This window comes from Mesorhizobium kamtschaticum (assembly GCF_056174585.1).
The window spans coordinates 4,196,303-4,217,055 of sequence record NZ_CM149691.1 but is presented as its reverse complement, the minus strand read 5'-3'; the positions used below and the strand labels follow the sequence as shown (position 1 = coordinate 4,217,055).

Sequence of the window (20,753 nt, the reverse complement as noted above, 5' to 3'; positions counted from 1 at the left end):
TCACATCGTCCCCATCAAATGGTCACGTGTCCAGGAGAGGACGGCGGCGCCAGGCGCCGCCGCAGGATGGGCAAAGGCCGGACGATCAGTTGGACACCGCGCTGGTGTCGGCCAGCGTGGCGACGTCGGGCGCTTCCTTGATCAGCCCCATCTGCAGCAGCAGATCACCGGCGGTCTTGGAAAAATCCTGGAATTCCTTGGTGAAGAACTGCTTGTTCTCGGCCTTGTCGGCCCATTTCAGGTACTTCGCCGAATCCTCGAATTCCTTGGCCGACTGCTTCACGTCGGCGCCCATGATCTCGTAGGATTTCTGCGGGTCGCTCTTGATCAGGTCGAGCGCTTCGAAATAGCTGTCGGCCAGCGCCTTGGCCGCGTCGGGATTGGCCTTGAGGAATTCAGGCGTGCAGCCGACCGTGTCGAGCACCATCGGATAGTCGAGCGTGGTCGCCAGTATGTGGCCCTGGTCGGACTTGTCGCGTACCGCCGAGATGAACGGCTCATAGGTGACCGCAGCATCGTTCTGGCCGGCGAGGAAGGCCTGCGCCGCAGCATCCGGCTCCAGATTGACGACCGTCACATCCTTGGTCGACATGCCGTTCTTGTTCAGCACCCAGGCGAGCATGAAATAGGGCGACGTGCCCGGCGCCGAGGAGGCGACGTTCTTGCCCTTGAGATCGGCGACGCTCTTGATGTCGTTGCGCACGACGATGCCGTCGGCGCCATAGGATTTGTCGAGCTGAAAAATCTGCTTGGTGGTCACCCCGCTGGCATTCCACACCAGCCAGGTCTCGACGGTGGTAGCGGCGCATTGCAGGTCGCCGCTGGCGATGGCAAGCGGACGGCTGGCCTGCGGCACCTTCTTCAAGGTCACGTCGAGGCCGTGCTTCTCGAAGAGCCCGGCCTGCTTGGCAAGCGTCAGCGGTGCAAAGCCGGTCCAGCCGCTAATGCCGATGGTGACCGAGGTGGCGGCCATCACCGGCGCGGACAAACCGGCGGCAAGCGTCAAGGTTGCGGCGAAAACGGCGATCCTGTTCATGTGAGTTCCCCTTTTGTTTTATCTCGGGGGAATTGTCTCACAGACGCCAATCGGCTTGTCAATCAACAGGATGGTGAGGCATGTCCCTGGGATAAGGCCTAGCGGCTGTCCAACATCCAGCTGCGGTTGCGCCACATCTTCTCGCCGATCTGGCAGTCGCTGGCGGGCTTGTCCTGCGCCAGCACCACGGGCGGGTGATCCGCCTCTTCCGCCGCCCATTGCGGCGACGCCGGACCGGCGAGCTCCAGCACCAGCTTGCGGCGGATGGCTTCGGGAAATTGCGTCCAGTCGTTGACCGGGATCATGAACGCTCCGGGGCCGCCGATGACGCAGTCGCTGTAGTAGCGGTCGAGATCGTTGACATCGTAGGCGCCGGAAAAGCCGCCGCGCGTCATCAGCGGAAGGCCGTTGATGACGATGCCTTGCCTGACCACGCCGTCGCGGGTGAGATTGACCGGCGCGCCCTGATTGTTGGGTCCGTCGCCGGAAATATCGATGACCCGCTTGGTCCCCTGGTAGCCACTCTCGGCGAAAAGGTCGCTTCCGAACTCCAACGCACCGGAGATAGAGGTGCGCCGCGCGCTGTCGGGCGGATGCGCCGACATTTGCGCCACCACCCGCTCCGCATCGGCACGGTTGGCGATGACCGTCCATGGCACGATGACGCGTTGCCACGTGGTGCCGGCCCATTCGACATAGGTGACGGCGATCTTGCCATAGGCGCCATCGGCGATCGCCTGCAGCACATTGTCATGCGTCAGCGCCGCCGCGTAGCCATGACGCTGGATCTCGAGCTCGTCCGCCGACATCGACAGCGAAACGTCGACCGCCAGCACCAGTTCGACATCGACAGGCTCGTCCGCGCGGGATCCCGGCGCCAGCCAGAGCATCAGCGCCAGTGCGGCACAGCCCGAAAGGAGATGTCTTGCACAGGAAGAAGCAGACATGCCGCGAGGGTAAGCGAAAACCGTGCGCTTAAAAAGACAAAAGCCCGGCGCGAAGCCAGGCTTTTGCAATCAGTCCGCTCTCGGCCGAAGATCAGCTGCGCGGCTTGAGGTTTTCCGGATCGTAGAGCGGCTTGTAGCCGACGCCGGCGACTTCGACCGGATAGGTCTCGCCAAAATACTCGACCTTGAGCTTGCGGCCTTCCTGCGCATACGAATGCGGCAGATAGGCAAGCGCGATGTTCTTGCCGATGGTCGGGCCATAGGCGACCGATGTGGTGAAGGAGCGGCGGCCGAGTTCGTCGACCAGCGTCTCGCCGGTGGCCGGATCCATCACCGGCATGATGCCGACCGGATAGCGCGCCACGCCCTTGGAATCGGTGTTTTCGGTCATCACCAGCGTGCACAAAGTCGCCGGCTGGTGCTCGCGGGCGCGGTATTCGACATGCTTGGCCTTACCGCAGAAATCGTTCTCCTTGACCTTCGGACGCGCCAGATCGGCTTCGAGCAGATTGTACTCTGTCAGAAGATCGGCGTTCTGCAGCCGCAGGCTCTTTTCCATGCGGCGCGTGTTGGCATAGGTCTCGACGCCGAACGGCATCACGCCGGTCGAGCGCAGCGCATCCCAGACGGCAAGCCCGTCCTCATAGCGCATGTGCAGTTCCCAGCCCTGTTCGCCGACATAGGAAATGCGGAAGGCGGTGACATCCTTGCCGCCGATCCTGACCGGCTTGATTGCCGCGAATGGGAAATTCTCCGGCGACAGGCCCTCGGGATTCTCGACCACCTTCTGCAAGGTCGTGCGGGCGTTCGGGCCCCAGATGCCGATGGTGACGTTTTTTCGGTCACATCGGTGATGGTGACGTCAAAACCTTTGTCCTGCGCGGTGCGCTGCATGTAGCGGAAGTCGCGCGGGCCGGCGTCCGCCCCGTCGATCAAACGGCAGCGATCGGCCATGCGGATGACGGTGAAGTCGGCGCGCACCATGCCCTCCTCGTCGAGGAAGTGGGTGTAGATGCCCTTGCCGATATTGTTGTCGCCGCCGACCTTGGCCGCGCACAGCCATTCCAGCAGCGCGACATGATCGGGTCCCTCGATGTCATACATCGAGAAGTGCGACAGGTTGACGATGCCGCAATCCTCGCTCATCGCTAGGTGTTCGGCATTGGAGACGCGCCAGAAATGGCGGTTGTCCCACTCGTTCTCACGTACGGGAACCCGGTTGCCATACTTCTCCAGCAGGTGCTCGTTGGCGGCATAGCCATGCGCGCGCTCCCAGCCGCCCAGTTCCATGAAGTAGCCGCCGAGTTCTTTCTCGCGCTCCCAGAACGGCGAGCGCCGGATGTTGCGGCCCTTGGAGAACGGCTCGCGCGGATGCACCGCCGGATTGTAGACCTTCATCGCCGTCTCGGTGCAGCGATCCCAGATGAACTGTTCCTTGGTCTGGTGCGGATAGAAGCGGGCGTAGTCGATGGCGTGATGGTCGATCGACGTGCGGCCGTCGGTCATCCAGTCGGCGATCAGCTTGCCCATGCCTGGGCCGTCCTTGACCCAGATGGCGACGGCATACCAGAGGCCCCTCACCTTCTGGCTTTCACCCATCGACGGGCCGCCATCGGCGGTCACCTGCAGCAGGCCGTTGAAGGAATGGCTTTCATTATAACCGAGTTCGCCCAGGATCGGCGTCAGCTCCATGGCGCGTTCGAGCGTCGCCAGGATCTGTTCCATGTCGAGATCGCGCTGCGACGGCGACAGCCGTGCCTCGTGCTTTTCCAGCAGGTCGCGCGGATGGCAAAGGCGCGGATTGTTTTCTTCGTAATAGCCCCACTCGATCTGGCCACCCTCGGCGGTCTTGGGATCGCCGGTGTCGCGCATATAGGCTGAGTTGCCCTGGTCGCGCAGCAGCGGCCAGCCGATCTCCTTGCCGGTACCGGCAAACTCATTGTAGGGCCCGAAGAACGTCAGCGGATGGTCGATCGGCATGACCGGCAGGTCTTCGCCGACCATTTCCGCGATCAGCCGGCCCCAGATACCGGCGCAGACGATGACATAGTCGGCCTCGATCGTGCCGCGATCGGTCACCACGCCTGATATGCGGCCGTCCTTGACGACCAGCGACCTGGCCGACGTGTTGGCGAAGGATTTCAACTTGCCCGACGCTTCCGCCTGGTCGACCAGCTTGCCGGCAACGGTCTGCGAGCGCGGGATGACGAGGCCGGCGTCCGGGTCCCACAGGCCGCCCTGCACCATGTCCTGTTCGATCAGCGGGAACTTTTCCTTGATCTCGGCCGGTTCGATCAGACGCGCACGCGTTCCGAAGGCCTTTGCCGAAGCGATCTTGCGCTTGATCTCGTCCATGCGGCCGTCATCGCCGACGCGCGCCACTTCGAGGCCGCCGATGCGGGCGTAGTGACCCATCTTCTCGTAGAAATCGATGGAATAAAGCGTCGTCCAGCAGGACAGGAAGTCGTGGCTGGTGGTGTAGCAGAAGTCGGAAGCATGCGCGGTCGAACCGATATCGGTCGGGATGCCTGATTTGTCGATGCCGACAATATCGTCCCAGCCGCGCTCAATCAGGTGATGCGCGATCGATGCGCCGACAATACCGCCGAGGCCAATGATGACGACCTTCGCCTTTTTCGGAAACTCTGCCATTGCCCGCGACTCCAAAGTGATAAAGCGGGCGGACTATAGGGCGGAGCGGCGGGCCTGATGAAGCCTGTTTGCGACATTGGCAAAAAGCCGAGCGACCAGACGGCAGAATGGTTTCAGTTCGAGGCTCAGTCCAACCCGACCTTGCCCGGCGCCCAATAGGGCTTGGCTTTCACCCGTGACGATCCAACGCCCTCAGTTTTCAGCACGCGGCTCACATGCTGGATCGAACGTGCCTCGCCTGTCAGCACGAAATGCGCACCGGTGGCAGCATGCGCAGCCACCTCGACAGCCGCCGCCGCGAGATGCGCATCGTCGGTGGCACGCGCAACCAGAGTCACGTCGCCAAGGCCGATCGCCTCCAGCACCGGCCGTGATTCCGCAATGTCGGTCGCTTCGAAAATGCAGCTCACGCGCGATCCAGGAATGGCGCGAAGTGCCGCTGCCAGACCGAAAGAGGTTTCATCGCCGAACAGCACCACCGGCGCATCGAGGCCGGAAAGATCAAGCGAGCGGCGCGGCCCGAAGAACTGGCAAATATCGCCTTCGCGCAAGGCGTCAGCCCACCGGCTGCCGGGACCATCGCCATGCGCGAAGGCGAGCAGCCGTGTCCTGCCATGCGCCGCATCCCACGACATCGGCGTATAGGTCCGGGCGGTCAGGCCCGTGCCCATCGATATCTGCAGCTTCTGGCCGACCGCCCAGGTGATACCCCGGAGCGCCTCGCCTTCAAGGTCGACCAGGCGGAAATGCTCCGACATAACCTCTACGGCGGCGACGCGCGCGGGGCGCATCAGCCATCGCAGCAAGGTCCGCGTCATGTAACCCGGCTGGGGCGACGCGGTGTTCTGGTGGGCGGAATCGGTCAAGGCCTCACTCCGTTAGAGTCTCAGTGGTATCGGCATCGCAAGCCGATCACGATGGAGCACTAAGAGAGATAGTCCCTGTGGTCCGTTTCCAGACCTTTCCGCAAAAGATCGGAAACACCGGGAACCGACACGGCAGCATTCGCTAGTTCGGCGCCGAGGTCTGTGTCCCGGGTGAGGCTGATGTGCTCGGCGAATGGCTTGGCCGCCCCCATTGCGCGGACTGCTGTCGTGCCGGGCCAGTCGCTGAGGCGCAGAAGGGTCGGGCTCTCGCCGATCTCGGCGGCGGCCTCCTCGATGATGGCGACCCGCGCTGACGTCTCGTCCTGGAAGACGAATGGTGCGCATGCGTTCTGGTCGATCGACATGCGCACGTTGCCCGACACACGGGTGACCTGCGCCGAACCCAGGACCAGCATCATGGCGGCGACCTGAGGCCGCCGAAGATGATGGCCGAAGAGGCGATTGCTTGGACGCTCCGTGAAACAGATCCCGCCAATCTCGATCCGCGCCAGTATGCCGGCCGGATCGTCCTTTGGACTGAGCTCGACACGGCCCCACGCGTCGACGGTCGCCAGCGCCATGAAGCGATTGGCGGCAGCGAACGCGCTAACGCCTTGCGGCGCCAGCATCTCGAGCAAGGCCGCCCAATATTCGGAGCGGATCAACGCCCTGTCGCAATGGCCGTAGCATTCCTCGACGGCGATGCGGATCACGCCATCGCGAACCTCCCTCACCGTGCCGTTGACACGCATCGTCTCGCCGATGCATGGCAGCAGGAACAGCGAGCCAAAACCCTGGCCAGGCACGGCCAAGGCTGGATCATCGAGCATCGCGACAGGCAGCCGCAGTTCGTATGTATCGCCGGCGGCGAAACCAGCGTCGCCGCCGCCAAGGGTGACACTGAGCCCGGAGCTGTCTCCGAACGCTGCGAACATCAGCGGCGAAGCCGCGATCCAGCGCAACGCCGCGCGATCGAGATGACCGATAATCCGAGAGTTCATCGGCGGCGGGGTGGCGTCCATGGTTGCGTTCAAAAGGGCGGCGGTATCGATCGGCTTGTTCATGGCAGCACTCCGCGTTTGGGTGGGGCGTTGAGGGCCGATGTGCCAGCCTCAATGCCCTCTACGGTCTCCTAACGGGCTCCTTCCGGACATTTCCCTTGGGTTCGCGTCCAATTACTACGGCTTTGAGCCGTTGGCAGCATCGGGCAAGTATGACAAAATGTTTGGAGATCCTGCCAATGTGGAAAGCCAATAGATCCGATGCCGATCATCGAATCGCATCCCAAACCTGCCGATTTTCCCGATCCGGACGATGTGCCTCGGCCAGTGATCGTCTATGGCTTGACGCTGGCGACCGGTGTCATCGAGCTCAGCCATCACGCGCATCGCAAGGCGCAGCTGCTGCTCACATTGCGTGGCGTCTTCACATGCGAAGTGGAGAGCGGACTGTGGCTGGTGCCGCCACATTGCGCGATCTGGATGCCGGGCGGTGCCCTGCACGCCATCAAGGCGTCCGGGCCGATCGAGGGCTATAATGTCTTCATCGATCCCGTGATGGCGACCGCCTTGCCGGCAACCTGCTGTACGCTGTCCGTCTCGCCGCTGCTGCGCGAATTGCTGATCCGGGCTGCCAGCTTTCCCCTGGACTATCCCGAAGGCGGTCGGGAATCGCATCTGGGGACGCTGCTGCTCGATGAGATCGCCGCGGCCCCGGTCGAGCATCTGCACCTGCCGATGCCGCGCGACGATCGGCTGCGCCGGATCGTCGAGGCGATGATGGCCGCCCCCGCCGATCGCGGCACGATGGAAACATGGGCGAGGCGCGCCGGTCTCAGCGAGAGGACGTTTGCGCGCATTCTGATACGTGAGACGGGAATGAGCTTCGGCCGCTGGCGCCAGCAGCTGACGATCATGCTTGCCCTGCAATGGATGGCCGCCGGCGCTTCGATCCAGAGCGTGGCGCTCGGCCTTGGTTATGAAAGCGCGGGCAGTTTCGTCACGATGTTCCGAAAGGCGTTCGGCACGTCACCGGATCGCTACATGGCCGAACGGCGCGAAGCCACTGCAGCCGTTGACGGGTAAACCACAACGGCCCTGGAGCTCAGGCGAAAGCCCAGATATCCTCGGCCTGGAAGCCCACCTGGTAGCCCGCCGTCTTCAGCTTGACCACGACCTGGCCGATCTCGGTCGCCGGCAACGCACCGACTTCCACCTTGATCATGCCGGGACGATAGCGCTTGAGGTCGAGCTGTTCGAAGACGATCCAGTCGGCACCTTCGCAATCGACAAGGAAGGCATCGATATGGGCAATGCCGTTGCGGTCGAGCAGCGTTTGCAATGTTTCCGACGGCACTTCGATGTCCTTCAGATGCGGCGCGAATTTGTTGAAGTTGGCGTCGGCCTCGCCCCAGGCATTCTTGCCCGACATCAGATTGGTGTCTGTCACCGAGGAGCAGCCGATGAATTCGATCGGCAGCGTGCCGGCCTCGAGGGCGGCGGCATCGAACGTGTGGACGGTGATGGTGCCCTTGGTCCTGGTGACGGCTACCGGCTCGATGATGAAGCGGTCCGTATCGGGATAGTTGGCGCGCAGCCGCTTCTGATTGTACGGGATCGGCTCGACCAGCATGGCGCGGGCGCCGGAAATCTTGTGCAGCCACGGCGTGACATCGTCGAACAGCGCGCCATCGCAGGCACCGACATTGACCATCTGGAACGGCTGCCCTGCTCCGCCGAAGCGCGCTTTCAGCGCCGCCTTGGCCAGGAATTTCGTACCGCGCAGCGAGGGCCCGCGATCGAGCAGGCCTGAGGGAAGGCCGAGCGACAAGGCGATGCGCGCCAGGTTGGATAGCGAACTCATGGCTTGTCTCCGGGAATGATGTGCAAGGCGGCGCGATGCTGGCCGCGTGTCACCGCTGCCCACAGCGCCATGAACGGCGTCGCCAGCAGCAGGAAGGGCGGGATCAGGTGGGGAAAATAAATACGTGTATCGTGGATCGGGAAGACCGTGAACTTGGCCAGAGCCCCCAGCACCAGTGCGGCGAACAAAATGCCGGCCCGGCGGTCGAGGCGGAAGCCGGCATGGCCGGCGGCGAACCAGCCGGCCAGTGCCAGCACCGAAACGCCGACCCAGCTGTTCAGATTGACGGCGCGCAGCAGCGATGTCGCGAACGCCCTGAGATAGGCGGTGACCGAGAACGCCGGCTCGAAGCCGTCCATATTGTAGTGCTGCTCGATGCTGGAGAACCACAGATGCGGCCACCAGCCGGGATGCTGGGCCCAGTGCGAAATGGCGAAATAGGCGACGAAGGACGCGGCAAAGCCGGCAAGCGCGCCCCAGGCCTTTTGCCGGAAGGCGACCAGCAGCACCGCGAAAACCGCAAGAAAAACAATATTGTCCGGCCGCACCATGAAGGCGAGGAAGAGCAGGGTCGCCGTCGCCACCTCGCGGCCTCTGACATAGGCGTAGAGCCCGCCGAGCAGCAACGCCGACGTCAGCAGGTCCGGCGTCGAGGCCCGCGCCGCATCGCCGAAATCAGCCATGATGAGCACCGCGCCGACCACAGGCGCCAGCGCCAAAGCCTTTTCTGAGCGCAACCAGAGCAGCGCGATCGCGCCGAACAGCAGCACCGAAAACACCTGCACCAGGCGCATTGCCTCGACCGGCGACATCACCGCGCTCAGCGTCGACAGGATCTCGGCATAGAGGAATTTTATCCGGTACATGCCGAGCAGCGAATGGAAATCGGCGGCATTGTCGGTCATATGGCTGCGGAAGCCGCCACCATCGTCGGTCAGCGCCTTGTAGTCGCCGGCCGATACGCCTGATTTGACGGTGCTGTAGGCATAGTCATGCAGTGCCTGCGCGTCGGGATAGCTGCCTTCCTCCGATATTGCGAGATAGGGCAGCATGTCCCAATTGGCGTCCGGCATCACCCAGGCCGTAAACGCCGTCAGCAGGATGTAGAGCGCGAAGGCGGCCGCGCCGATGGGTGCGGCCAGCCGCGCATAGGTCCCCTCGCCCCACGCCAGACCGGCCTCGGTGAACCGGTCGAGCGGGTTTTTCGCAGCGGGAGACTTGGTCAGCATTGCTCAGCGACCTTGCTTCAACGGACTTGGCTTTTGACGAAATCCTTCACGATCGACACGATGCCGCGCGACAGCAAGCTGTCGAAGGCATCGACGAAACGGTCGACATGCTCGCGCTGGCAGATCAGCGGCGGCTCGAGCCGGATGACGTTGCGGTTGTATTCGGTGAAGGCGACGAGCACGTCGTAATCGCGCAGCAAGAGCGCGCCGACGAAGCCGGACAGCGAGCCCTTCAGCTTATCGTCGAGCACGCTGACGATCGGACGCAGCACCATCGGCAAGGTCTGCGAGAAGTCGTGGAACTCCAGACCGACCATGAAGCCCTTGCCGCGCACGTCCTTGATGATCTTCGGGTATTTTTCCTTCAACACTTGCAACCGTTGCAGCAAATAGTCGCCAGTGACGGCGGCGTTGTCGATCAGCCCCTCGTCATAGAGCACGTTGAGGCCCTCGATCGCGGTGACGCAGGCCTCGCCCATGCCGCCGAAGGTCGCCATGGCATGGATCATCGCCGTCTTCGGCGTGCCATAGGCCTTCATGTAGACGTCGCGCTTGGCGATCATCGCACCGACCGCGGCCTTGCCGGCGCCGAGCGACTTGGCCAGAGCGGTCACGTCGGGAACAACGCCGTAGTGCTCGAAGGCATAGAAGCGGCCCGACCGGCCATAGCCGCACTGCACTTCATCGGCGACCCAGAGCACGCCATGCTGGTCGCATAGCGCCCGCAGCTTCTGCCAATATTCGGCAGGGGCCTGGATGATGCCGCCGCCGCCCTGGATGGTTTCGAGCACGATGACGCCGACCTCGGGATCGCTGCGGAACAGGCGCTCGACCGCCTCGATGTCGCCGAACGGAATGCGCACCGTGTTCTCGGCCATCTTGAAGTCGGCGCGGTAGAGCTGGCCGTCGGTGATGCCCAGCACGCCCTTGGTCTTGCCGTGGAAGGAATTCTCGGCATAGACGATTTTCGGCCGCTTCGGGCCGGCGGCGCGTTCGGCGAGCTTCACCGCCGCTTCCATCGCCTCCGAGCCGGACGAGCCCAAAAACACCATGTCGAGATCGCCGGGCGAGCACTTGGCGATGTTGTGCGCAAGGGCCGCCGCATATTGCGACATGAAGGCGATGGCGATCTCCTGGCGCTTCTCCTCCTGGAACTTTTTGCGCGCTTCGAGGATGCGCGGATGGTTGTGGCCGAAGGCCAGCGAACCGAAGCCGCCGAAGAAGTCGAGGATCTTGCGGCCGTTCTGGTCGATGTAGAACATGCCTTCGGCACGCTCGATCTTGATCTTGTGGAAGCCGAGCAGCTTCATGAAATGCAGCTGGCCGGGGTTGAGATGCGCCTTGAACAGATCGGTCATGCGGGCGACATCCATCGCCTTGGCCTGCTCGACGCTGATCAAATCGGGCTTGGCGATGGTGGCGGGCGACAGCGACGGCGCGCTCACCATGGTGCGCGCATTGGTCTGTTCGGGCTTGGCCATGACGGTCATTTCAATCTCCTGTCCGCGCTGACGACCCGCGTCGTGCGCCATAAACTGTTTGGCGAGCCCACTATTCGGCGGGCACATGTTTGGTGGCGACAGCGTGACCGGCCTTCTTGGCGCGGTATTCGCTGTAGGCGGCGATCAGCATGTCCTCGTCGCGATAGTGCGGCACCCAGCCGAGCTGGCGCTCGGCCTTGGACACGTCGAGCACGCACTCTTCGTCGGCGATCAGATATTGTTCCGGATCCATGATCGGCATGTTGATGAGGTCGAGCAGGTCGAGCGTGCGCTTGACCGCCCAGCCCGGGGTCGGGATCAGGATCGATTTCGAGCCGGCATGCCTGATCAAATCGCCAAGCAATTTCTTCACCGGCGGCGGGTTGAGGGAACCCAGATTGTAGGCCTCGTTGGGCACCCCGGCCTTCCAGGCCGAGCGGGCAGCTTCCGCGCAATCGAACACAGAAATGAACTGATATGGGTTCCTGCCCGAGCCGATCATCGGCACGGGAAAATTCCAGTCGATCAGCTTGAACAGTTTTTCCAATATGCCCAGCCGACCGGGGCCGATGATCAGGCGCGGCCGGAACAGCGAGATCGACATGCCGCGCTTGCGCCATTCGGCGGCCAGTTCCTCGGTCTTCTGCTTCGACCAGCCATACTCACCGAGCGGCGCGACCGGATGCTCCTCGGTCATCGGCTGGGTGACCGTGTGGCCGTAGATCATGTCGGTCGTGTAGTGGACAAGTTTTGGTGCACCCGCCTTGTCCATGGCCTGCAAGATGTGCTCGGTGCCATGGAAATTGACTGGGAAGAAGAAGTCGTGCCGCTTGGCGCGAACCTGAATCGGCGACAGCATCTTGGCCGACAGATTGTAGACCATGTCGTCGGCCTTGAGCCCGACAGCGGCGACCGACGCCGGATCGGTGACATCGCATTGGACGAAGCGGACATTGCGGTAATGCGCAAGGTCGCTCTTGACGATGTCAGCGACGACGACCTCTTCGCCATCGGCCACAAGCTTCGGGGCAAGGTGACGGCCGACGAAACCGTCCCCGCCGAAAATCACATGTCTCATCGAACGGTCTCGTTTGCAGGGATCTTGTCGGGCGTGATGGAAGCGGTCTGGTCCTCATGCGCTCGCCCGCTTTGCGCGATCAGCACGGTACCGACGCAGATGAAGGCGATGCCGGCGATGCGCCAGCCATTGAGGTCTTCGCGGAAGACGAAATAGGCGAAGATGGCGACGGCGACATAGGCGAGGCTGAGGAAGGGATAGGCGAAGGAGAGCTCGACCTTCGACAGCACATAGAGATGCGAGGCCATCGAAATGACGAAGGTGCAAAGCCCGAGGAACACCCAGGGGCTGAAGACGATCTGCAGCAGCTTGACGAGCGGATTGACGCCCTCGAAAGAGATCGGCCCAAGCGACATCATGCCTTGCTTGAGCATGAGCTGCGCAGCGGCATTGGTCATGACCGTAAAGAGAATGAAGACGATATATTTCATGCCTGCTCACCCACCCCGTGTCATCGAGTAATACAAAGCTGAAAAGATTTCGTGAACTCACAAGAATGTTTTGAGTAAACCTTGCAATTAATCATTCTCTAACCACGATTCATTCCAATTTTATCTATTCCGCAGCCTCGGCGCCGCGCCGCCGCAGGTCGATGCTGCCAGCCGTGCGCGCCCAGAAATCGGACATGAAGGCAGGGTCGCGCAATGCTTCCAGCCTCGGCCAGTCCGCAAAGGAGGCGGCGAAAACTGCAGCGCCCATGCGCGCATCCTTGTAGGGGTTGACCGCCCCGCCGGCCGCGATGGCGATGCGGTCGAGTTCACCAAGCAGGGCAAGCGTCGCCGCTCCCTTGTTGGGGAAGTCCAGCGTCAGTGTGTAGCCGGGCCTGGGGAATGACAGCAGCGCCGGCGAGTGGATCGAGCCGAAGCGTTTCAGCACGGTGAGGAAAGACCCCTGCCCGGCCCGCCGGGCCGCGGCGAGCAATTCCGGCACGGCGGCACGCGCGACCTCTTCCGGCACCACGCTCTGGTGCTGGAACAGCCCCTTGGGGCCATAAAGCCGGTTCCAGTCACGCACGCCGTCGAGCGGAAAGAAGAAGCCTTGATAGCCGGTCTCGCGCGGCACGGTCGCGCGGCCTTTCTTCCACCGGTAGGCGGCATTGAAAGCGGTCAGGAACGGCCGGTTCAGCACATTGAAGGGCGGCTGGAACGGCACCGCAAGATTGCCGCCGGCGCGCGTGGCCGCATGCGAGCCATGTTCGGCATGGTTGCCGGTGAACAGCAGGCCGCGCCCGCTGTTGTGGCCATTGGCAAGCTGGTCGATCCAGGCCACGGCATATTCATTGGCCTGGTCCGCCGCCTCGGCCAGATCGAAGAATTCGTCGAGATCGCGAAACGGCGTCGTCTTCTCGACGATGTCCAGCGAAGGCACCCGCATCAGCCGGATCGCGGCCGACAGGATCAGGCCGGTCAGCCCCATGCCGCCGATGGTCGCCCCGAACAGGCGGGGATTGTCGGTGGCCGAGCAGCGATAGGTCTTTCCATCGGACCGCAGCAGCGTGAAGCTCTCGACATGGCAGCCGAACGTGCCGCGCCGGTGATGGTTCTTGCCGTGCACGTCATTGGCGATGGCGCCGCCGAGCGTCACGAATTGCGTGCCCGGAACGACAGCTGGGAAGAAGCCATAGGGGGCTGCGTGCGCGATGATATCCGGCAGCAGCACGCCGGCATCCGCCTCGAGCACGCCGGTCTCGGCGTTGAAGGCGCGGATATGGTTCAGGGTCCGCATGTCGACGATCGCGCCGGCCTGGTTCTGGCAGGAATCGCCGTAGGAACGCCCGTTGCCATAGGCCAACAGCGACCCGTCCTTCGCCTGGCCGCCCTTCAGCAGCGCAATGGCGTCGTCGGCGTGGATCGCTCGTGGCGCAGGCGGCGTGGCGAGGCCAAAGCTCTGGAACCGGCCGGCCATGCCTACCAGCCCCCGATGACCAGCAGCACAGCGCCGATCGCCACCACGATCTGGCTGCGCCAGTCGCGGATGATGAAGACGACCGGGTCGTCATGCATCTCGTCGCGGCGTGCCAGGATCCAGACGCGCATGGTGAGGTAAAGCACGATCGGCGCCAGCGGCCAGATCAGCCATGGATGCGGATAGAGTTCGCGCACCGCGACACTGTCCATGTAGAGCGCCAGAACCAGCGCCGAGGAAAAGGCCGAGGCCATGCCGGCCTGGGCGACGATCTCCTGGTCTTCCGTGCGATAGCCGCGGCCGGCAATGCGTTCGCCCGGCGGAATAGCGGTGGTGCGCAATTCGACAAAGCGCTTCACCAGCGCCAGCGACAGGAAGAAGAAGATCGAGAAGGCGAGCAGCCAGAACGAGACGTCGACGCCGGTCGCGGCCGCACCGGCAAGCACGCGGATCGTGTAGAGGCCGGCGAGCGTCAGCACATCGACCAGCAGCATGCGCTTGAACGACAGCGAATAGGCCGTGGTGACGACCATGTAGCCGCCGAGCACACCGAGGAATTGGATTGGCAAAAACAGGCTGGTGCCGATGCCGATCGCCAACAGCACGACGATCGCACCGAGGCCGAACGGGATCGACAGTGCGCCGCTCGCGAACGGTCTGTTGCACTTGGTGACATGCTTGCGGTCGAGTGCGAGGTCGAAGAAATCGTTGAGGATATAAATGGCGGACGCCACCGCGCTGAACGAGATGAACGCCAGCAGGCATTGCCAGATCATGTTGGCGTTGAAGTACTCATGCGACAGCACCATCGGCACGGCGATCAGCGAGTTCTTCAGCCACTGATGCACGCGCAGCATCTTGACGATGGTCCGCAAGGTCGGCTTCGGTGCCGGCATGGTTTCGGCGCCATGCGCCGCCTGCCAGCGCGCGGCATGGCGGTCGGGCGCGACGACGATCGCATTGCGCGCCGCGTCGAAGACCTGGAGGTCATGGCGGCTGTTGCCGGCATAGTCGAAACCGCCATCGCCGTAGGCTGAGATCAGCGAGGCGCGCTTCTTGCCGGAGATGAGATTGTCGAGACCGTCGGTTGCCAGCACGCGATCGAAAATGCCGAGATGGGCTGCTATGGCCTCAGCGAATTTGCGCGGCGTGCCCGTCGCCAGCACGATCTTGCGGCCTTCGCTGTGCTCGGTGCGGAGCCGCTCGAGCAGCGGCGCGCGATAGGGCAGTGTCGCGGGGTCGATGTCGATGCGCTGCGCGATCGCTTGCTTCAGCCGCGCCGGCCCGCCGGCCGCCCAGAAAGGCACCAGGAAAATGTAGAGCGGGTTCTTCTTGAGCAGAAGGAACAAGCCTTCCCACAACAGGTCGGTTGCGATCAGCGTACCGTCGAGATCGACCGCAAGCGGTATTGCGTTCCTGTCCGACCGCGCGTCCATGTCTGTCCTGCCCTGCCAGCGTATGATCCGGGAAACCGGAATCTGGTTGCGCGCCGCGTTTCGGCGTCTTGACGCTGGTATAGCGGGGGATGGCGTAGCGAACGTTAAAACGCCTGGTTGCAGGCGGCTGCCGCACCGGTATTTCCGGCGTCATTGTTAAACAACTGCTACCGGAAACGATAAAAGGCCGAGCAAATTGCCCGGCCTTTCCAGTCATGCCACCCGGATTACTTGATGCGGGCGACGCCGCCCGAGATTTCGACGGTTTCCGAACCGGTCAGGGCTTCGAGGTCACCGTTCGGCAACATGACGAAGCAGCCGTTCTGGCAGAACTCGACGGTTTCACCGCCGGCCAGCGCAAGCTCGGTCTTGCTGCCGCCCTCCGTCACGACCAGCGTGCGGGTCTGGGCGTCCTTGTTGACCGCGCTGGCGGCATGGGCCGAGCCGCTCACGGCGAGCAAGGCGACGGCAGCGACGAGAGACTTCCACATGTTGCAATATCGGTGTTCCCACCGCCTCTGTTGCATTTCGCAAGGCATTTTCGCCCTTTGCATGGGAGCTTATATGAGATGGAAGCTGAACCGCAACTGAATGCCGCATTCATGCCGCAATTGGTTTTGGCTTCTCCAGTGTCGGCTGCGGGCGCACGCCCGACCCCTGTTAATTTCTCCGACCGGCCCGATATGATGTCTAGGGCGGGCCAACGCGAAGAAAAGACCATGCACGACAACTGGCTGGAAACGATCGGCGTTGGGGTTGAGTTGCGAAGGATTGCCGCGCGACTGACCCATTATGTGCCCGCATCCATCAATCATCGGCTTGGAATCCACGTCGGAGCGCCGGTCAACGCATCGTGCCACTGCGACGGAAAGCATCACCGGCGGGTTCAGTCGGATGGCGACATCGATATCGTGCCCGCCGGGCTCGACGGCGACTGGGAGGATGACGCCGACTGCACCATTCTGCGGCTGTGGGTCAGCCCGGCGCTGGTTCGCCGTGCCGCCGAGGACCTCGAAATCGATCCGGACCGGGTCGTTGTCCATCCGCAGTTCCAGCGCCGCGATCCGAGGATCGAACATATCGCCCATGCGCTGGCGACCGGGCTCAGCCCGGACGTGCCATCCGACAGGCTGTATTTCGAAAGCCTGGCCAAGGCGCTCGCGGTACAGCTCATCCAGGGTGCAGGGTCGAAGTCGAACGTTCCGGCCAGGCAAACGCTTTCCTTCGGCCAGAAGCGCAGGCTGGCCGATTTCATCGAGGCCAATCTCGACCAGGACCTTTCGCTGGATGATCTGGCGCAAGTGGCTGCCATCAGCGTCTCGCATCTGAAAGTGCTGTTTCGCCGCACCTTCGGCTGCCGCCCCACCAATATGTCATCCATCGCCGCGTCGAGCGGGCCAGGACCCTGTTGCATCAGGCGAAAATACCGCTCAGCCAGATCGCGCTGGAGGCAGGCTTTTCGCATCAGAGCCACATGGCGCAGAGCATGAAGCGCATCCTCGGCGTCACGCCTGCCACACTGCTCCGCATGCAGCGATAACCGGTCCGGCATTTTTCACCGCCTTCGGCTTTCGAATCCAACCATCCGTTTTTGTCTTCCGCCGTCCATATCTGGGCGACCCGGGCGCACCAATCCGGCATTCCTGACATCTCATTGGTCAGATTGAAGGATACGAGCATGTTTGTTGTGTTAGGCGCTGCTGGAAAGATCGGACGGGCCACCATCGGTGCGCTGCGGAGACATGGCGCTCCGGTCAGGGCCGTGGTGCGAAACCCGGCGCATGCCGAAGAGTTCCGTGCGCTCGGTTGCGAGACGGAAATCGCCGATCTGCGCGATGCGCCGGCATTGGCGCTGGCCACAAAGGGCGCGACCGCTGTTCAGGTCATCTGTCCCACCAGTGTCCGCGCCGATGATGCGTCGGCGGCGATGAAATCCACCATCCGGTCGATCGTCACCGCACTGGATCAGAGCCGGCCGCAAAGCATCCTGGCGATTTCGGACTATGGCGCCCAGCTTGCCGCCGGCACCGGCATCACGCTCACCTTCCACCATCTGGAATCGCAGCTGAAGACAATCCCGGCGGCGCTGACGGTGCTGCGCTCTGCCGAGCACATGCAGAACTGGAACCGCCTGGTTGGCCGCGCGATCGACACCGGCGTGCTGCCGAGCCTGCATCATCCCGTCTCCAAATCCTTCCCGACGGTCTCGGCCGGCGATGTCGGCCTGATGGCGGCGGATCTCCTCCTGTCGGGCAATGGCGATACGCTGCGCGTGGTCCATGCCGAGGGGCCCGGTCGTTACAGCGCAGCCGGTGTGGCGCGGACGCTTGGCGAGATCGCCGGCCGCGAGATCGTCGCCCGCGAACTGCCGAGGCAGGATTGGGTTGCCGCCCTCGTCGGCGGCGGCATCAGCACGAGTTACGCCGAACTGGTCGCGGCGACGTTCGATGCCCACAATGCCGGCCGCATCGATGTCGAGCACGGCGTCGGCGAGATCAGGCGCGGCAAGACCGATCTTCGGACAGCACTTGCCGCCCTGATCGCCAAAAGCTGACGGGGAACCGGCCTCTAATCGGGATCGGGCTTGCGCAGCTTGCGTCCTGATTTGGCAAGCTTTTTCGCCTCGGCCGCGGCGTCCGCCTTTGCCTGCTGCTGGTCGGCAAAGACGGCCTCGATCTTGTCGTCGTCGGTCGGCCAGGCCTTTGCATGCTTGGTCTCGATAACGGCGCGCGGCGTCGAGGGGATTTCGATATGCTGGTCGCTGAATTTTTCCAGCACGGCGAAGCGGACGTCGTTTTGCACGATGTTGCCGTTCATCACATCGGCCAGGAACACACGGATCTCGAATTCGAGCGCCGCGGGTCCGAAGTTGGAAAACAGCACGAAGGGTTCCGGGTTCTTCAGCACCATCGGGTGGCTGCGTGCGATCTCCAGCAGGATCGCGTGAACCTGCTTGACGTCGCTGCCATAGGCGACGCCGACCTTGATGTCGATGCGGCCGAGCTTGTTGCGATGCGTCCAGTTGCCGACGGCGTTGTTGATCAGGTTCGAATTGGGCAGGATCACCGACTGCCGCTGAAAAGTCTCGATCTCGGTGGCGCGCACGCTGATCTTCTTGACCGTGCCGCTGACGTCGCCGGCGACGATCCAGTCGCCGACCTTGAACGGCCGCTCGGCCAAAAGGATCAGGCCGGAGACGAAATTCGACACCACATTCTGCAGGCCGAAACCGATACCGAGGGAAAGCGCACCGGCGACCAGCGCCAGGCTGGAGAGATCAATGCCCGCCGCTGATATGCCGACCAGCCCCGCCAGCGCCACGCCGGCATAACCGACCGCCAGCCGGATCGAGTTGCGCACGCCGGTATCGACCTTGCCGCGCGCCATCACCGAGCCGTCGAGCCAGCCCTGGAACCAGCGCGTCAGGAAATAGCCGATGACGAAGACGATGATACCCGAAAGGATGCCGGTAACCGAAATCGTCACCGAACCGATATTGATCCCGGTCGCCAGCTTGTAGGCCCAGGCCTGGATGTCGCCGGGCTGGAATCCCCACATCAACAGGATCAGCGGCAGGAAAACCAGCACGATCAACAGGTTGATGGCAACACTGACGACGAGGCCGAGCTGGTCGAGTGCCGTGTCCTCGTAGCTGGAATTGGTCGACAGCCAACGCCCGACGGATGTGTTGGCGAAAGCCCCCTCCTCGCCGATCGCCCGCGCCGAGAGGAAGCCGATATAGGCGGTGATCAGCGCCGTGCCGGTGACCACGACCTGCAGCGAGACGAACAGCGCAAGACCGATATAGCCAAGCAGAGCGGCTATGATGGTGAACAGGCCAAGCGCCAGCGCCAGGTAGCGCAGCCATGCCGGCCACGGCCGCCAGCTTCCGTCCCGTGCCTTGAACGGCCGCAGCATCGCCATCAGGATCAGGATGATGCCGACGACAATGGTGGCGACGAAACTGCGCGCGATGGTCAGCGACAGCGGCGATCCCATCTTGTCGTTGATGATCGACAGGAAGGTGTTGACTGAGATGACCACGGCCATGGCGGTCGCCAGGCGCACCAGCCAGCGCGCCGGCCCGGTTTCGACCGGGATAAGGCGCCAGTTCGGCAGACGTGGCGACAGCGCTGCATTGGTCAGCCGATTGACGCAGAATATCACACCGATCGCAGTCGCCAGGGCATTTAGGAACAGACCAATATCGCCACGCAACACATTGTAATAATTGAAAAAGAAGATGGTCGAACCAAGAAACGAACCGACCGCGAGCGTCGGCAGCAAGGTAGACCAGAAGGCCACCGACAGGCGACTGAGATAGGACGGGTCTTCGTTGGCGGGGTCGGCCTCGAACACACGCCCGAACAGGCGCCTGCCGCCGACCAGCAGCACCAGCGCCAGCCCGAGCGCCACGAAGGTTGCCGCCAGGATGGCCTGGAACTTGAACTTGAAAGCGAAACTCAGCCACGACGACACCGCCTTGTAAAAGTTGGCGTATTCGTCCTGTGCGTCGGAAAACACCTGCGGGCTCAACGCATCCGACAGCACGTAGCGCTTGCTCAAAAAGTTGCGGAACAACTCGCTGCGCATATTGCCGATCTTGTCGATCAGCCCGCTGATGCGGATCGACAGGTTCTGCGCGGCGGCGACGACCGCGTTGATCTCGGCCTTTTCCGACGCCAGCGCCTGGCGTTCGCCGGTCACGATGTCGGGCTCTCTGCGGTTGGCCCGCTGCCGGCGGCGGGCCAAGCACTTCGATGCGATTGTTGATGTCGGTGAGGCGCGAGCGGAACGCCAGCGCACTGGTCAATGCCGCCCGTGACAGATCCTCCAGTTGCAGGCGGATATCAACGAGCGAGGAATCGTCCTCACCGTCCTGCTGTATTTTCTTCTCGAGATCGTCCGCCTTGGCCGTCAGGCTCTTGATGACTTTCTGCTGATCGGTGATCAAGCCGGCGGAGCCCTGGCCAAGCGCCTGCGCCATCGCCTCGAACGAAGGCTGCGCCGAAACGACCAGCGCGAGGATCAGGAAGAGGCGAAGCAATCGAAAAAGCATGATTTGTTGGCGACTTACGGGCGGCAAAGGCATTCAAAAAGCCTGTCCTTGATAAAGACGGCCATATCATGGGGCAAGCCGTCGCATCCGATCGCGCTCGGATCGCGATCCGAGCGTCGGTCAGTCGAAAGGCCATGGCGCAATATTGGCTTTGCGGATGCGGCCTGCTCTATAGTCTGCCGCATCGCCCGAACCGGATGAC

General features: G+C 62.9%; 16 protein-coding genes and 2 pseudogenes. 4 read left to right on the top strand and 14 right to left on the bottom strand.

Features of this window, described 5'->3' with window-relative positions:
- Nucleotides 1–85: 85 nt before the first annotated feature.
- The 5 genes and pseudogenes from AC0V7N_RS20780 to AC0V7N_RS20760 all read right to left on the bottom strand — a co-directional run bounded on the left by AC0V7N_RS20780 (nt 86) and on the right by AC0V7N_RS20760 (nt 6,565).
- Nucleotides 86–1,036 carry an ABC transporter substrate-binding protein gene (locus tag AC0V7N_RS20780; protein ID WP_475450293.1) on the bottom strand — a complete coding sequence of 317 codons (951 nt, stop codon included), beginning with the start codon at nt 1,034–1,036 and terminating at the stop codon, nt 86–88.
- Between the two features lie 98 nt (nt 1,037–1,134).
- On the bottom strand, nt 1,135–1,983 hold the full coding sequence (locus tag AC0V7N_RS20775) for a DUF1194 domain-containing protein (RefSeq protein WP_475450292.1): 849 nt from the start codon (nt 1,981–1,983) through the stop codon (nt 1,135–1,137).
- A gap of 91 nt (nt 1,984–2,074) precedes the next feature.
- Nucleotides 2,075–4,635: pseudogene (locus tag AC0V7N_RS20770) on the bottom strand (GcvT family protein).
- 125 nt (nt 4,636–4,760) lie between these two features.
- Nucleotides 4,761–5,501, bottom strand: a complete 741-nt coding sequence (locus tag AC0V7N_RS20765) for a siderophore-interacting protein (RefSeq protein ID WP_475450290.1) — start codon at nt 5,499–5,501, stop codon at nt 4,761–4,763.
- Nucleotides 5,502–5,560: 59 nt separating this feature from the next.
- Entirely contained in the window at nt 5,561–6,565 is a 1,005-nt protein-coding gene (locus AC0V7N_RS20760; protein WP_496627219.1) for a hypothetical protein, read from the bottom strand.
- Nucleotides 6,566–6,763: 198 nt separating this feature from the next.
- Here AC0V7N_RS20760 and AC0V7N_RS20755 point away from each other — a divergent pair, with 198 nt between their 5' ends.
- On the top strand, nt 6,764–7,585 hold the full coding sequence (locus AC0V7N_RS20755; protein ID WP_475450288.1) for an AraC family transcriptional regulator: 822 nt from the start codon (nt 6,764–6,766) through the stop codon (nt 7,583–7,585).
- A gap of 19 nt (nt 7,586–7,604) precedes the next feature.
- On the opposite strand, the gene AC0V7N_RS20750 is transcribed toward AC0V7N_RS20755, so the two are convergent.
- The 8 genes from AC0V7N_RS20750 to AC0V7N_RS20715 all read right to left on the bottom strand — a co-directional run bounded on the left by AC0V7N_RS20750 (nt 7,605) and on the right by AC0V7N_RS20715 (nt 15,983).
- Nucleotides 7,605–8,363 (bottom strand): FkbM family methyltransferase, encoded by a 759-nt coding sequence (locus AC0V7N_RS20750; protein ID WP_475450287.1) that lies wholly within the window; start codon nt 8,361–8,363, stop codon nt 7,605–7,607.
- On the bottom strand, nt 8,360–9,592 hold the full coding sequence (locus tag AC0V7N_RS20745; RefSeq protein WP_475450286.1) for a hypothetical protein: 1,233 nt from the start codon (nt 9,590–9,592) through the stop codon (nt 8,360–8,362). The genes AC0V7N_RS20750 and AC0V7N_RS20745 overlap by 4 nt, the downstream gene beginning before the upstream one ends.
- 17 nt (nt 9,593–9,609) lie before the next feature.
- The gene (locus tag AC0V7N_RS20740) at nt 9,610–11,040 is read right to left on the bottom strand and encodes an aminotransferase class III-fold pyridoxal phosphate-dependent enzyme (RefSeq protein WP_496628018.1); all 1,431 of its coding nucleotides are present in this window, start codon (nt 11,038–11,040) and stop codon (nt 9,610–9,612) included.
- 103 nt (nt 11,041–11,143) lie between these two features.
- Entirely contained in the window at nt 11,144–12,151 is a 1,008-nt protein-coding gene (locus tag AC0V7N_RS20735; protein WP_496627218.1) for an NAD-dependent epimerase/dehydratase family protein, read from the bottom strand.
- The gene (locus AC0V7N_RS20730) at nt 12,148–12,582 is read right to left on the bottom strand and encodes an EamA family transporter (RefSeq protein ID WP_475450285.1); all 435 of its coding nucleotides are present in this window, start codon (nt 12,580–12,582) and stop codon (nt 12,148–12,150) included. The genes AC0V7N_RS20735 and AC0V7N_RS20730 overlap by 4 nt, the downstream gene beginning before the upstream one ends.
- Before the next feature lie 124 nt (nt 12,583–12,706).
- On the bottom strand, nt 12,707–14,056 hold the full coding sequence (locus AC0V7N_RS20725) for an FAD-binding oxidoreductase (protein ID WP_475450284.1): 1,350 nt from the start codon (nt 14,054–14,056) through the stop codon (nt 12,707–12,709).
- A gap of 2 nt (nt 14,057–14,058) precedes the next feature.
- Complete coding sequence (locus AC0V7N_RS20720) at nt 14,059–15,492, bottom strand: UbiA family prenyltransferase (protein ID WP_475450283.1); 1,434 nt, start codon at nt 15,490–15,492, stop codon at nt 14,059–14,061.
- A 227-nt stretch (nt 15,493–15,719) separates the two neighbouring features.
- Nucleotides 15,720–15,983, bottom strand: coding sequence for a hypothetical protein (locus tag AC0V7N_RS20715; protein WP_475450282.1), 264 nt, complete (start codon nt 15,981–15,983; stop codon nt 15,720–15,722).
- Between the two features lie 863 nt (nt 15,984–16,846).
- Between AC0V7N_RS20715 and AC0V7N_RS20710 the strand changes: the two genes are divergently transcribed.
- Nucleotides 16,847–17,032 (top strand): helix-turn-helix domain-containing protein, encoded by a 186-nt coding sequence (locus AC0V7N_RS20710; RefSeq protein ID WP_475460421.1) that lies wholly within the window; start codon nt 16,847–16,849, stop codon nt 17,030–17,032.
- Nucleotides 17,033–17,170: 138 nt separating this feature from the next.
- Complete coding sequence (locus AC0V7N_RS20705) at nt 17,171–18,046, top strand: NAD(P)H-binding protein (protein ID WP_496627217.1); 876 nt, start codon at nt 17,171–17,173, stop codon at nt 18,044–18,046.
- A 14-nt stretch (nt 18,047–18,060) separates the two neighbouring features.
- On the opposite strand, the pseudogene AC0V7N_RS20700 reads toward AC0V7N_RS20705, so the two are convergent.
- A pseudogene (locus AC0V7N_RS20700) lies at nt 18,061–20,443 on the bottom strand (mechanosensitive ion channel family protein).
- On the opposite strand from AC0V7N_RS20700, the gene AC0V7N_RS20695 reads away from it, so the two are divergent.
- A complete protein-coding gene (locus AC0V7N_RS20695) occupies nt 20,330–20,752 on the top strand; it encodes a hypothetical protein (protein WP_496628047.1) in 423 nt (140 codons plus the stop codon). The pseudogene AC0V7N_RS20700 and the gene AC0V7N_RS20695 sit on opposite strands and share 114 nt — an antisense overlap.
- Nucleotide 20,753: the final 1 nt, after the last annotated feature.